Origin of the sequence: Streptococcus sanguinis (genome assembly GCF_050223295.1) — a bacterium.
In the GTDB taxonomy this organism is placed as follows: Bacteria; Bacillota; Bacilli; order Lactobacillales; family Streptococcaceae; genus Streptococcus; species Streptococcus sanguinis_X.
Genome location: NZ_CP071424.1, coordinates 2,260,629 through 2,274,296, shown reverse-complemented (window position 1 = coordinate 2,274,296; position 13,668 = coordinate 2,260,629). Strand labels below are relative to the sequence as shown.

Sequence of the window (13,668 nt, the reverse complement as noted above, 5' to 3'; positions counted from 1 at the left end):
AGGGAAAAATGATATGGGGCTACTTGTTGGAGGCTCAGAACGAGCAGGACGATTAACGCAAAAAAGGAATAGACTTGAAGCGTTGAAAAAAAGGCTAATAGCTCAAAATACAGATATTCATTATGTAGTTGGGTTACGCGAGAGTGAAATTGCTGGCAGTAAGTATGATTTAGAACATCAAAACGAACTTGATAGTCTATCTAACTTAACAAAGCTTTTAGATAGTAAAAAAGCAGTTATGGTAGCTTTATTAGATAGTGAGATTGCCTCTTTGGGAATCCAAATTATCGCAGAGATAAATGCGAGTAAAAATGAAGTATAGTGGAGGAGTCAAATGGGAACAACAATTAAAGTAATGGATGCTTCCTTGATGAAGGATTATGGGAATTCTGTTTCAAATTTTGCATCTAGTGTAGAGTCGGCAGCCGCAGACACATCTAGATCCTTTACAACTCGTGTAGAAGGAAACTATGCAGATGCTATTAATGCTTTCTTCACAAAATTAAACATGCTTCAAACGCAGGTATTTGAAGTGGCTCCATCCGTTTTAAAAACATATGGAACGAGTATTTCAAGTTTTACAGATGCGATTCAGGGAGAAGGATTCACTAGCATTGCTTATACTTCCGACGCCATTCATGAAATGGCCAGTGAACTGAAAGGCAATCAGCTTGAGGAAGCGAATTCGGTGAAGGCGGGAATAGAAGCAATTCTAGAAGACATTGTTGCAGAGTTAGGGGAAGGGGATTCTCATATCAATGGATTTTCTGAGTCAGCCACCCTTTATATGGAGACGGCTGCGAAAGACCGTGAGACAACTCATAATAATATTGTGACAGCTCACGACTTAATGAGTAAAGAGGTTAAACCGGCAACTGAAAATTTTAAATCTCTGAAAGATATTGTAGACAATGCCAAAGTTATTGTTTCCATTAGCCCACAGGAAATTATTGATTCTATCAAGCATGGTGCTCTTACAGCAGAGACGATGTACTATTTAGATGCCGTTCATACAGATGAAGACGTAAAAGCGATTAAATATCTGATGTCAGAGGGGAGTTATAAGGACTTACTCAATGATGGTTCTGGTCGTAATCCAGAAGGACTGGAGTATGAAGAAAAACAGAAAATATTTGAATCTCTTGGCAAGCTTAAGGGTAAAAAAATGAGCTTAGCAACGATGGCAGTCATCGTTAGAAGGTTTGAAAAGGAAGCTATTAATGCAGAGTATGGTATGTATGATGGTCGTCTTCCGCATATTGAAGCATTTTTCCGTGGAATGGCAGAACAAGACCGCGAAGGTGTTCAAGACTACACTGCGCGTTTGTCTATTGCATCTGGAGATATTGCTAAAGGATTGAGAGGGAAAGCGGATGCTTATGTGCTTAATTTTTCTGAAGGCAGTGGCTTAACAGCACAGGACTATCTGAATACGCTCGCATCTGGCCAAGGTGAAATCATGCAGATTGATAATAGGTTGCAACGATTGGCCAAAATAAATAACCTCTTTAAGTTTGTTTACTATAGTCAACTAGGTACAAAAGAGCATAGCACAACCTATGTTGGTTCAGGATATGAGAAAGAAACATTTAGTGCTACTTCGAAAGGCTATTTGACCAATCTAAGGTTCAATGCTTTAGGAGAAATTGAATTGTCTACCTATTGGAATGGACTAAAGACGGGTGACTATAATTTACAAGAGCTATATACTTACGATGGTGAAAAGACTAAACTTTTACAGGCAGAAATTGACGACTTTGAAAAGAAGAAGAGAAATATTGTTATAGATGAGGGCTATAATATAGCTAAGTCTGCCTTGTCTCTTTACAGTCCACAGACGGGAGTCCTTCTGTCAATTATTGAAGAGGGTATCAAGTTTAAGACCTCTGATGTTGAAGGTGGACTGAAGAGCTCTTTGAAAGTTGCGGAAGGAATATCTAGAATTGAAGCAGATGAAATCTATAAGAAGAGCAATCGGACTGTTAAGTTAGGTCAATCGATTGTGGATGCCTACTTCAGGGCCGATGAGTATGACACAAAGATTGCGCAATTGAAGGAGGAGCAGTCCTATCTTTTCCATGATACAGGTGGACGAGCAACCTATGAAAAACTTGTTGGCGGGGGCAATCCAAAGGTTATAAACGCTGCTTTTGATTCTACTTATGATTTGAGCAGCCATCTTCAGCAGGTTGATTTTGAAAGGAATGGTATGCGGGGCGCGATTGCTCGAGAGGCATATGATGGAACGGCAGCAGGTATGGAGAATGTTATAACGAAAGTGAATCAGTTTGATACTGAGATGTCAGAGACAAAGATCGTAAGTGGCCAAACAAAAGAGCTGCTTGCGGGATCAGGTGGCCATGTCACGCTCACAGATGTAGGCGTGAACAATGTGAAAGATGCCCTGTCGAATTTAGCAAGAGGAGCAAAAAAGGATGGCATTCTTAGCACTAGTGCCAATGACTTTACCAAGACGAACGCTGTTAGCTTCAATAAATATACCGATGGCCGACAGGACTATAAAATGGTAGAATGATGAGGGTGACGATGAAGAATAAGAAAACGTTGGTGTGGGGCGCTGGACTCCTCCTTGTGTTAGCTTTGGGCTTGTTTAGTTTTTTCTACTTAAATAGAAGCGCCCATAAAGAGAAAAAAACTTATCGTACTTTTGAAGCAATAACCTCTCGTGATATTATTGTATTTGGAGAAAATAAGCAATTTGTGGCTATAACAAGAGGATGGTCTGCAGGGAAACGTTATACCATTAGCCAGGAGGGACGCATTCTTGATAAAGTAGATGGAGAATATATACCCTATCATCCTCAACGAAAAGAAGAGCACTGGAATGTGGTTATCTTTGACTTGGATCAGGAAGGATATCCGTCCCAAAAGGTAGACCTCTATCAGGCTGTTCGGTCATATAATCCATCTTATTTTCCAATCATGTCAAACCATCTTATCCATTATCAAGAAGTGGACTATCTTACTGTGACGATTCGTCCTGAAGGGGAAAAGGATTCGGACAAGGATAAGAAAGTGTTTCTGAATTTAGAGACGCATGAAATCAGTGACATCCCAGAAGACTATAGCAATAATAATGCTTTCGATGATAGACCTTCTTCACTAGATCATGATTTATATGCAGATACCAATCGTACGACCTTGGCAAAGGTAGCAGATGAGAATGGTTTCTTATTGAGCAACACATTGCATAGTACATCTTCCAAGAATGAAGCTAAAATAAATTTATCCAAAGAGTACCCTGAAGTGATGAAGATATTAGATGCTAAAGGAACCATCTATCCACGATTTACTATGGTAAGCTCAGAGGATTGGTTTAACCATATGCTTCATTGGCTGGCGCCAGAAGGAGAAGAGGTATTGACAGTTTATCTTGTTGAGAATAGATATAACAAGAATAGCCAACCCTTAACAGACTATCCTATACAAAGCTATCAGGATTATCTTAACTGGAAAGAGCAACAAGAGAAAAAGGAGTAACTTATGGGACAAAAAGATATTAGTCCGACACGTCTAACCTCGGCTCGTACAAGTTTTAAAGCGATGGAGGCGGCACTTATAAATTCTGCGGGCTCCTTTATCGTGTCAGATATTACTGGCACCATTGATGAAGGAACGACAAGCATAAAGTCTATGACAGCTAGTCTGGTTGATACAGTTGACTCACTAGATGGGTATTTGAATGCGGTAGCCCTAGCTTTTTCAAAGACGGACCAAGATTTAGCAACAAATATCACAGAAGGAACAAAAGTCTTCAATATGAAAAATGATTCCGAAGATAGATATATTCGTTCGAAAAACGAAAATATTCGTCGTTCACAGTCTTATAATAGTTTGTATTAGACTAGATGGACTTTTCTATTTACCACCTGAATCCTAATTCAGGTGGTTTTCTTTTACAGCTCATCCCCATAACTTGCTACTTTCCAGAAGCTCATAGTTTGCAGTCAAATTTTCCTCACTTATGCTATAATAGTCTATAGAAAGTCGAGGGAATAATGAAGAAAATATTATTGGTGGTTGTGGTGCAGGGCTTGGCTATCTTTGTGATTACTGGTCTGCTTTGTTTATTTATGAGGGGGGATTTTTTCTTCCGTGCTTTGGCGCCGATTTTTGGTCTGGCAGCGGGAGGGCTTCGCTTTGTGACAGCCATGGTGACAAAAGCGTTTGCGCCTAGTCTCTATGAGGATAGCAAGAAAAAGGAATAATCTATAGAGTAGACAGTAGGTCTGGGGTCTTTGCCTCAGGCCTTTTGTCATAATTGTCAGCATTAGTCATGTGAAGCTTTAATATTTTTCAGAAAAAGAACGGACAGAAGGGCTTTCTTAGGCGCTTTGTGGTAAAATAGTAACAGAATTAAAAATTTGGAGAGTAAAGATGAAACGTTCTATGTATGCTGGGCGTGTTCGCAAGGAGCATGTTGGTCAGGAAGTCACTTTGAAGGGCTGGGTAGCCCGCCGTCGGGATTTGGGCGGTCTGATTTTCATTGATTTGCGCGACCGCGAAGGCATTATGCAGCTGGTCATCAATCCTGAGACTGTGGCTGCTGAGGTCATGGCGACCGCAGAAAGTTTGCGCAGTGAGTATGTTCTGGAGGTGACAGGTAAGGTAGCTGCGCGTGAGCAGGCCAATGACAAGCTGGCGACAGGAAGCGTGGAGCTACATGTGGAAAGCCTGACTGTCTTAAATACAGCCAAGACGACGCCTTTTGAAATCAAAGACGGCATCGAGGTGAATGACGATACGCGTTTGCGCTACCGTTATCTGGACTTGCGCCGGCCAGAGATGCTAGAAAACTTCAAGCTCCGTGCCAAGGTGACTCACTCTATCCGCAATTATCTAGATGAGCTGGAGTTTCTTGATGTGGAAACACCTTTCCTATCTAAGTCAACGCCGGAAGGAGCGCGTGATTACTTAGTGCCTAGCCGGGTTCATCAGGGGCATTTTTACGCTCTGCCACAAAGTCCGCAGATTACCAAGCAGCTCTTGATGAACGCTGGTTTTGACCGTTATTATCAGATTGTTAAATGCTTCCGTGACGAGGACTTGCGCGGTGACCGTCAGCCAGAGTTTACTCAGGTAGACTTGGAGACTTCTTTCTTATCTGATCAAGAGATTCAGGACATTACAGAAGGCTTGATTGCTCGTGTGATGAAAGAGACCAAGGGTATTGAGGTGTCTCTGCCTTTCCCACGTATGAAGTATGATGATGCCATGGCACTTTATGGTGTTGATAAGCCTGATACTCGTTTTGAGATGCTGTTGCAGGACTTGACAGAATTTGTCAAGGGAGTTGACTTCAAGGTCTTTTCAGAAGCTCCAGCTGTCAAAGCAATCGTAGTGAAAAATGCTGCAGATAAATACTCTCGCAAGGATATCGACAAGCTGACAGAACAAGCGAAACAGCATGGTGCTAAAGGTCTTGCTTGGGTGAAAGTGGCTGATGGAGAGCTGACTGGTCCAGTTGCTAAGTTCTTGACAGACTTGACAAGTCAGTTGACAGAAGCTTTACAGCTTGAAAATAATGACCTAGTTCTCTTTGTAGCTGATACTTTAGAAGTGGCAAACGCTGCTTTGGGAGCTCTTCGTGTACGCTTGGCCAAAGAGTTGGACTTGATTGACCCTGATACATTTAACTACCTTTGGGTGGTCGATTGGCCCATGTTTGAATGGTCAGAAGAAGAGGGCCGCTACATGAGTGCCCACCATCCTTTCACCCTGCCTCAGAAAGAGTCTGAGCAAGAGCTGGAAGGCGACCTGAGCAAGGTAAGGGCTGTGGCTTATGATATCGTCCTCAATGGTTATGAGTTAGGTGGCGGCAGTCTTCGGATCAACCAGAAAGATTTGCAGGAGCGGATGTTCAAGGCACTTGGTTTCTCAGCTCAAGAAGCTACTGAGCAGTTTGGCTTCCTTCTGGAGGCTATGGACTATGGTTTTCCACCGCATGGTGGCTTAGCTTTAGGCTTGGACCGCTTTGTGATGCTCTTGGCTGGTGAAGAAAATATCCGCGAAGTCATTGCCTTTCCAAAGAATAACAAGGCTTCTGATCCAATGACACAGGCACCTAGCCCAGTGTCGGTCGCTCAACTAGAGGAATTAAGTTTACAAGTGGAAGCACATGAAGAAGACTAATTTTTACAAGCTCTTTCGCTATTATGTCCGCAGGTTTGCTTATAATTTTAAGATTTTGCGGTCTTTAAAGAGTATCTCGCGTGAGAAGTACGATGAGAAGATTTCTGCCTCGCTTGTCTATGGCTTTTTATCAGCTGTCGCAGTCAATTTCTTCTTTCAGCCGGGGCATGTTTATTCCAGCGGGGCGACTGGTCTGGCGCAGGTTATTACAGCCCTCAGTACTCGTTTCTTAGGTTTTACCATTCCGGTTTCTGTGACTTTTTACGCCATCAATATTCCGCTGATGATCCTAGCCTGGTACCAGATTGGGCATAAGTTTACCATTTTCACCTTTATCACGGTTACGATGAGCTCGCTTTTTATCCAGTTTGTGCCGGAAGTAACCTTGACTGACAATCCTATTATCAACGCTCTTTTTGGTGGTGTGGTCATGGGCACGGGGATTGGCTTTGCCCTTAAGTCCAGCATCTCCAGCGGTGGGACTGATATTGTAAGTCTAACTGTTCGGAAAAAAACAGGCCGGAATGTCGGGAATATTTCCTTGATTGTCAATGGGATTATTATGCTGATTGCGGGTCTGACTTTTGGCTGGGAATATGCGCTGTACTCTATGATTACTATTTTTGTATCAAGTCGAGTGACGGATGCTGTCTTTACCAAGCAGAAGCGTATGCAAGCTATGATTATCACCAGCCATCCGGACAGGGTGATTGATAAGATTCACAACAAGCTTCATCGCGGGGCGACAGTAATCCATGGCGCCGAGGGAACCTACAATCACGAAAAAAAAGCTGTTCTGGTGACGGTTATCACCCGAGCTGAGTTTAATGAATTCAAGCAAATCATGAAGCATACAGACCCAGCTGCCTTTGTTTCCGTTGCAGACAATGTCCATATCTTGGGACTCTTTGTGGAGGAGTGAAGATATTCATTGAGTTTGGGAATGCGAAGCAGTATAGTGTGGGAGTTTGTGCTTAAAACGAGATTTTGTGATAGGAGATTCATATGCGGTAGGACAATAGTCCCACCGCTTTCTATTCTCTATGGTGGAGAGTGGCTCGAGTAAGAAAGGATATACAAATGCAGGAGATTTTCAGACAATGACGACGTATAAAAAAATCATGAATATCGCCTTGCCGGCTATGGCGGAGAATTTTTTGCAGATGCTCATGGGAATGGTCGACAGCTATCTGGTGGCCAGTCTTGGGCTGATTGCGATTTCTGGTGTCTCGGTGGCCGGCAACATCATTACGATTTATCAGGCAATTTTTATCGCGCTGGGGGCTGCTATTTCCAGTCTTATTTCCAAGACTCTGGCACAGGGAGACAAGGAGCGTTTGGCCTATCATACAGCCGAGGCTATCAAGCTGACGCTACTTCTGAGTCTTTTGCTAGGCCTCGTTTCCCTACTCTTTGGCAGGCAGATGCTGGATCTTCTAGGGACAGAAAAGGCGGTGGCTGAAGCAGGCGGTCTTTATCTGGCTCTGGTTGGTGGGACTATTGTTCTGCTAGGCTTGATGACTTCTTTTGGAGCTTTAGTGCGGGTCACGCGCAATCCTAGATTCCCCATGTATGTCAGTCTTCTGACCAATGCCCTCAATGCCCTCTTTTCCGGTCTGGGGATTTATGTCTTTCGGCTTGGTATTATCGGTGTAGCGCTGGGGACGGTGCTGGCTCGTTTGGTCGGTGTGCTGATTCTCTGGCGGGAGCTGGATTTGTCCACAATTCGCTGGAGTTGGGGCTTAGATAGAGAGCTCTTGCGCCTGTCTCTGCCAGCTGCTGGAGAGCGGCTCATGATGCGGGCGGGTGATGTAGTGATTATCGCCATTGTGGTCGTCTTTGGGACGGATGCAGTAGCGGGGAATGCCATCGGTGAAGTTCTGACGCAGTTTAATTATATGCCAATCTTCGGGGTCGCAACAGCAACAGTCATGCTTGTAGGCCATGCGGTAGGTGAGGGAGATATGAAAGAAGTCGGTCTGATTCGTCAGCGGACCTTCTGGCTCTCTTTTGCTTGTATGCTGCCCGTGGCTCTAGGAATTTTCGTTTTTGGTCGGCCACTAACCTTGCTCTATACGGATAATAGCGGAGCGATCACAGCCAGTCTTTCAGTCATGCTTTTCTCCTTGCTGGGAACTCCCATGGCAGTCGGAACCGTGATTTACACAGCTATCTGGCAGGGGATGGGCAATGCCAGACTGCCCTTTTATGCCACGACTGTTGGCATGTGGCTGATTCGCATTATTGCCGGTTACTTGCTGGGAGTGACCTTTGGATTGGGTCTGCCGGGGGTTTGGACTGGGATGCTCTTGGACAATGGCTTCCGCTGGCTATTTTTAAAGGTTTTATTTGACAGAAAAATGAGGGAAATCACATGAAAAAAGCGTTTATTTGGGATTTGGACGGCACCTTGCTGGACTCATACGATGCTATTTTGGCGGGGATTGAGGAAACCTATGCTCACTATGGTCTGGACTTCGACAGGGCGAGTATTCACAGCTATATCCTAAAGCACTCTGTCCAGAAGCTCTTGGAAAAAGTAGCGTCTGAGAAGGGGCTGGATGCTGCCGAGATGAATGCCTTCCGTGGAGCAAGCCTAAAGGAGAAAAATGCTCAGGTCCATCTGATGGAAGGAGCTGCGGAGATACTGGCATGGGCTGAAGAGCAGGGCATTGCCCAGTTCGTCTATACCCACAAGGGAATCAATGCTCATCAAATCTTAAAAGACTTGGGCATTCATGACTATTTTATAGAAATCATCACAACAGCCAACGGCTTTGAGCGCAAGCCCCACCCAGAAGGTGTCGACTATCTGCTCGAGAAATATGGCCTGGACAAGCAGGAAACTTACTATATCGGCGACCGGACGCTGGATGTGGATGTCGCCGTCAACAGTGGCATCCAGAGCATTAACTTCTGTGACTACCGACCAGAAATCAATCAAAAAATAGAGAAGTTGGTGGATATCAAGCAATTATTTACAAAATAAAAAGCAGACCAGAACTGATTTACTGTCAGTCTAGCCTGCTTTTTCTTTTACATATGCTCAATGTGAAGTTCCAGCAAGAACTCAAGAGCCTCGGGAGTGCAGTTCTTTTTTTCAATAGGGAAACCGATATTTGGCCCCAACATGATATAAAAATCATCCTTAGTATGAAAAACTTTGACGATGTCATCATAGCTATAAAGAAACTCTCCCCGTTTGCTTTTCACAGAAAATTTATCTTTCTCAAATATAAGAGTTTGCTCCATATCCTTCCAGAAAGGAGTTTTTTGATAGGCTTTCTTTATCTGAAAGTCCATGCCAAAGTACATTGCTGAGAATGTCACCAAAGATATAAATAGCACGGTAAAGATAGAAAAACGCCTCAGGTTGTCAGGTAGGAAGGTTAGATAGAGAGACAGGATTCCTATTAAAATAATAATATTTAGCAAAAATCTTTTCCCGCGTAAGAAAACAGACCAAGCAAATCGTTGATACACTTCTTCAGTCACAAGAGTTGTAATATGGATTGGAAACATCTTTTACCTCCAGTTTTTATTATTATACCATACAGGAATTATTAAAATCACTTTTTATTTTCCACGCCGCCTTTTCTGTCTTTGTCCGCCTTTCGTGTTATAATAAACCTATGGAAAAAAAGAACAAATTATTATTAATCGACGGCTCATCCGTTGCTTTTCGCGCTTTTTTTGCGCTTTATAATCAAATTGACCGTTTCAAGAGTCCATCGGGCCTGCATACCAATGCCATTTATGGCTTCCACCTTATGCTCAATCATCTCTTGGAGCGCGTGCAGCCGACTCATGTCCTAGTAGCTTTTGATGCTGGCAAGACGACCTTCCGGACCGAGATGTACGCCGACTATAAGGCAGGGCGGGCCAAGACACCGGATGAATTTCGTGAGCAGCTGCCCTTTATCCGAGAAATGCTGAAGCACCTAGGCATTCACTACTACGACTTGGCTCAGTACGAGGCGGATGACATCATCGGAACCTTGGACAAGATGGCTGAAAAGACAGCTGTGCCTTACGATGTGACCATTGTCAGCGGCGATAAAGACTTGATTCAGCTGACGGATGAAAATACCGTGGTGGAGATTTCCAAGAAAGGCGTAGCTGAGTTTGAGGAATTTACCCCAGCCTACCTCATGGAAAAGATGGGCATCACGCCAGAGCAGTTCATTGACCTCAAGGCGCTGATGGGCGATCAGTCGGATAATATCCCCGGCGTGACCAAGATTGGTGAGAAGACTGGCCTCAAGCTCCTCTTGGAGTATGGCTCTTTGGAAAATCTCTATGAAAATATTGATCAGCTCAAGGCTTCCAAGATGAAGGAAAATCTGATCAATGACAAGGACAAGGCCTTCTTATCTAAAACCCTAGCTACTATCAATACTCAGGCTCCGATTGAAATCGGACTGGATGATTTGGTTTATAAGGGTCCGCAGGTAGAGGCTCTGAGCAAGTTCTATGACGAGATGGGCTTCAAGCAGCTCAAGGCTCAGCTAGGAACTGGTCAAGAGCCGGTAGAAGTCAAACCAATTGAATTTACCAAAGTGACTGAGGTGACAGCAGATATGCTGGCACCAGAGCAGTTTTTCTATTTTGAAATCTTGGGCGACAACTACCACAAGGAAGAGATTGTCGGCCTTGCCTGGGGCGATAGCCGTCAGATTTATGTCGGTTCCAGCGATTTACTACAGCAACCTCTCTTTCAGGAGTTTTTGACAAAAACAGCTCTGAAAACCTACGACCTCAAGCGGGCCAAGGTACTGCTCAGTCATTATGGTATCGAACTGCCAGCAGCAGCCTTTGATGCGCGCCTAGCCAAGTATCTGCTTTCGACGGTCGAGGATAATGAGCTGGCGACTATTGCTCGCCTCTACGGCCAAACTATCCTGCCGACTGATGACGAGGTTTATGGTAAGGGAGCCAAGCGTGCTTTGCCGGAGCAAGAGCAGCTCTTTGAGCATCTGGCTCGTAAGGTTCAGGTATTGCTGGAAACAGAAGAGCCTATGCAAGAACAGCTCCGCGCCCACAATCAGCTGGATTTGTTGCTTGAAATGGAGCAGCCGTTGGCCTTTGTCCTAGCCAAGATGGAGATTGCGGGGATCAAGGTTGAGCGGGAAACCCTGCAGGGCATGCAGGCAGAAAATGAAAAGACGCTGGAAAGTCTAACGCAGGAGATTTATGATCTGGCTGGTCAGAAGTTCAATATTAACTCGCCGAAACAGCTGGGAACCATTCTCTTTGAGGATATGGGGTTGCCACTGGAGTACACCAAAAAGACCAAGACGGGCTACTCGACAGCAGTCGATGTGCTGGAGCGCCTAGCTCCCATTGCACCGATTGTGTCTAAGATTCTGGAATACCGTCAAATCAGCAAGCTTCAGTCCACTTATATCATCGGACTGCAGGAGGCGATAGCGGCTGACGGCAAGATCCACACTCGCTATGTTCAGGATTTGACCCAGACGGGTCGCCTGTCCTCGGTTGACCCGAACCTGCAGAACATCCCCGTTCGTTTGGAGCAGGGCCGCCTTATTCGTAAGGCCTTTGTGCCAGAGTGGGCTGACAGCGTACTACTCAGCTCGGATTATTCCCAGATTGAGCTGCGGGTGCTGGCTCATATTTCGCAGGACGAGCATCTGATTGCTGCCTTTCAGCATGGAGAAGATATTCACACGGCTACAGCCATGCGGGTCTTTGGTATTGAAAAGTCAGAGGATGTGACGCCTAATGACCGCCGCAATGCCAAGGCTGTCAACTTCGGAGTAGTTTATGGAATTTCCGACTTCGGACTGGCCAATAATTTGGGAATTTCCCGCAAGGCTGCCAAAGATTATATTCAGACTTATTTTGAGCGTTTCCCTGGTATCAAGAATTATATGGAAACCATTGTTCGCGAAGCGCGTGATAAGGCCTATGTAGAGACCATTTATCATCGCCGTCGTTCTTTGCCAGATATCAATTCCCGCAACTTTAACATCCGAAATTTTGCGGAGCGCACAGCCATTAACAGCCCCATCCAAGGTTCCGCCGCAGATATTCTCAAAGTCGCTATGATTAATCTGGACCGAGCTCTGACAGAGAAGAATTTTAAATCTCGCATGCTCTTGCAGGTGCACGATGAAATCGTGTTAGAAGTGCCAAATGACGAACTAACAGCCGTCCGCCAACTAGTCAAAGAAACCATGGAAGCTGCGATTGAGCTGGCCGTTCCACTAGTAGCTGATGAAAATGCCGGCCAAACTTGGTACGAGGCGAAGTAAAACAAGATACAAAGAGCGTCAAAACCGACTGAAAATTAGCAATTCGGACGAAGGAGCGATGCTCCTAGAATGGATTATCTATTTTCCAAGGTTTTAGCTCATGTTCAGTTTAAGATATCAAGGGCGTGAAATACAAAGTGAAAATAGAAAGCTGACACAGTATTCGATGAATGCAAGGAAGCTTGTCTTTTTCACACGGTGTTTAGCCCGGATTCAGCTAAGACGCAAATACTACAAAACTATCCAGCTTTATTATGAATGAGGAGGAAGCCTATGACTTATCATTTTCAAAATCCCAGTGACGCAATCGTCAAGCATTATTTGAACAACAGCAAAGTAATTGCTGTTGTTGGACTGTCTGACCGCGAAGAAACGACCAGCAACCGCGTGTCCAAGGAGATGCAGGAGCGAGGTTATCGCATTATCCCTGTCAATCCGCGGGCAGCGGGCAGTCAAATTTTTGGTGAGACTGTTTATGCCAGTCTCAAAGATATTCCTTTTCCGGTTGATATTGTCGATGTATACCGTCGCAGTGAGTTTTTGCCGGATGTGGCACTGGATTTTCTGCAGTCGGATGCCAAGATTTTCTGGGCTCAGTTGGGCTTGGAGAGTGAGGAGGCTGAGCAAATTTTGCGGGCAGCCGGTCGGGATGACATTGTCATGGACCGCTGCATTAAACGCGAGCATACTCGCTTGGTTCTAGGCGAATAAGATGGCCAAGTTAGTTATCATTCGTGGAAATTCCGGCTCTGGCAAGTCTAGTCTCGCTGGGAAACTGCAGACTCACTACGGCCGAGGAACTCTCCTGATATCGCAGGATACGGTTAGACGGGACATGCTCAAGGAGAAAGTCGAGCCGGGGAATTTGTCTATTGGCCTGACGGAGACACTGGCTCACTTCGGCTACGAACATGATTTGCTGGTTCTGGTAGAAGGATTTTATGAGACAGACATTTACGGACAGATGCTAGAGCGGTTGAAAAAAATCTTCGCTCCGCAGGTCTTTGCTTACTACTATGACCTATCCTTTGAAGAAACAGTCCGTCGCCATCAGACCAGAGCTAAGCAAGAAGAATTTAGCCCAGCAGACATGAAGCGCTGGTGGAAAGACCGAGACTTCTTAGGCTGGGAAGAGGAAGCCTTTTTCACAGATGAGGATTCACTAGAGGCAGCCTTTGACAAAATCTGCTCTGCCCTGGACAAGACAGAATATAATAGTAAATAAAAAAACAACTCACAA

13 protein-coding genes are annotated in these 13,668 nt (G+C 44.8%); 12 read left to right on the top strand and 1 reads right to left on the bottom strand.

What is annotated here, in order from left to right; genetic code table 11:
* The first annotated feature begins 13 nt into the window (after nucleotides 1-13).
* The 9 genes from J1C77_RS11290 to J1C77_RS11250 all read left to right on the top strand — a co-directional run bounded on the left by J1C77_RS11290 (nucleotide 14) and on the right by J1C77_RS11250 (nucleotide 9,142).
* Nucleotides 14-322, top strand: coding sequence for a hypothetical protein (locus J1C77_RS11290; RefSeq protein WP_002922974.1), 309 nt, complete (start codon nucleotides 14-16; stop codon nucleotides 320-322).
* 12 nt (nucleotides 323-334) lie between these two features.
* Entirely contained in the window at nucleotides 335-2,536 is a 2,202-nt protein-coding gene (locus tag J1C77_RS11285; RefSeq protein WP_002922975.1) for a hypothetical protein, read from the top strand.
* 11 nt (nucleotides 2,537-2,547) lie between these two features.
* Nucleotides 2,548-3,501, top strand: coding sequence for a hypothetical protein (locus J1C77_RS11280; RefSeq protein WP_152905382.1), 954 nt, complete (start codon nucleotides 2,548-2,550; stop codon nucleotides 3,499-3,501).
* Between the two features lie 3 nt (nucleotides 3,502-3,504).
* Complete coding sequence (locus tag J1C77_RS11275; RefSeq protein WP_002922978.1) at nucleotides 3,505-3,864, top strand: hypothetical protein; 360 nt, start codon at nucleotides 3,505-3,507, stop codon at nucleotides 3,862-3,864.
* Between the two features lie 152 nt (nucleotides 3,865-4,016).
* Nucleotides 4,017-4,229, top strand: coding sequence for a hypothetical protein (locus tag J1C77_RS11270; RefSeq protein ID WP_042763109.1), 213 nt, complete (start codon nucleotides 4,017-4,019; stop codon nucleotides 4,227-4,229).
* A gap of 169 nt (nucleotides 4,230-4,398) precedes the next feature.
* Entirely contained in the window at nucleotides 4,399-6,153 is a 1,755-nt protein-coding gene (gene aspS, locus J1C77_RS11265; RefSeq protein WP_002922980.1) for an aspartate--tRNA ligase, read from the top strand.
* On the top strand, nucleotides 6,140-7,075 hold the full coding sequence (locus J1C77_RS11260; RefSeq protein ID WP_002894123.1) for a YitT family protein: 936 nt from the start codon (nucleotides 6,140-6,142) through the stop codon (nucleotides 7,073-7,075). The genes aspS and J1C77_RS11260 overlap by 14 nt, the downstream gene beginning before the upstream one ends.
* Nucleotides 7,076-7,253: 178 nt before the next feature.
* Nucleotides 7,254-8,531, top strand: coding sequence for an MATE family efflux transporter (locus tag J1C77_RS11255; RefSeq protein ID WP_042763110.1), 1,278 nt, complete (start codon nucleotides 7,254-7,256; stop codon nucleotides 8,529-8,531).
* Nucleotides 8,528-9,142, top strand: a complete 615-nt coding sequence (locus tag J1C77_RS11250; protein ID WP_002922984.1) for an HAD-IA family hydrolase — start codon at nucleotides 8,528-8,530, stop codon at nucleotides 9,140-9,142. The genes J1C77_RS11255 and J1C77_RS11250 overlap by 4 nt, the downstream gene beginning before the upstream one ends.
* A 47-nt stretch (nucleotides 9,143-9,189) precedes the next feature.
* Here the strand turns inward: J1C77_RS11250 and J1C77_RS11245 are convergent, their stop codons facing one another.
* A complete protein-coding gene (locus tag J1C77_RS11245; RefSeq protein WP_002922986.1) occupies nucleotides 9,190-9,675 on the bottom strand; it encodes a YcxB family protein in 486 nt (161 codons plus the stop codon).
* Nucleotides 9,676-9,785: 110 nt separating this feature from the next.
* Here J1C77_RS11245 and polA point away from each other — a divergent pair, with 110 nt between their 5' ends.
* The 3 genes from polA to J1C77_RS11230 all read left to right on the top strand — a co-directional run bounded on the left by polA (nucleotide 9,786) and on the right by J1C77_RS11230 (nucleotide 13,653).
* Nucleotides 9,786-12,428 (top strand): DNA polymerase I, encoded by a 2,643-nt coding sequence (polA, locus tag J1C77_RS11240; protein ID WP_002922987.1) that lies wholly within the window; start codon nucleotides 9,786-9,788, stop codon nucleotides 12,426-12,428.
* Between the two features lie 273 nt (nucleotides 12,429-12,701).
* On the top strand, nucleotides 12,702-13,139 hold the full coding sequence (locus tag J1C77_RS11235; RefSeq protein WP_042763111.1) for a CoA-binding protein: 438 nt from the start codon (nucleotides 12,702-12,704) through the stop codon (nucleotides 13,137-13,139).
* Between the two features lies 1 nt (nucleotide 13,140).
* Nucleotides 13,141-13,653: a kinase gene (locus J1C77_RS11230; protein WP_002922989.1), complete on the top strand. Its 513-nt coding sequence runs from the start codon at nucleotides 13,141-13,143 to the stop codon at nucleotides 13,651-13,653.
* Nucleotides 13,654-13,668 lie beyond the last annotated feature (15 nt).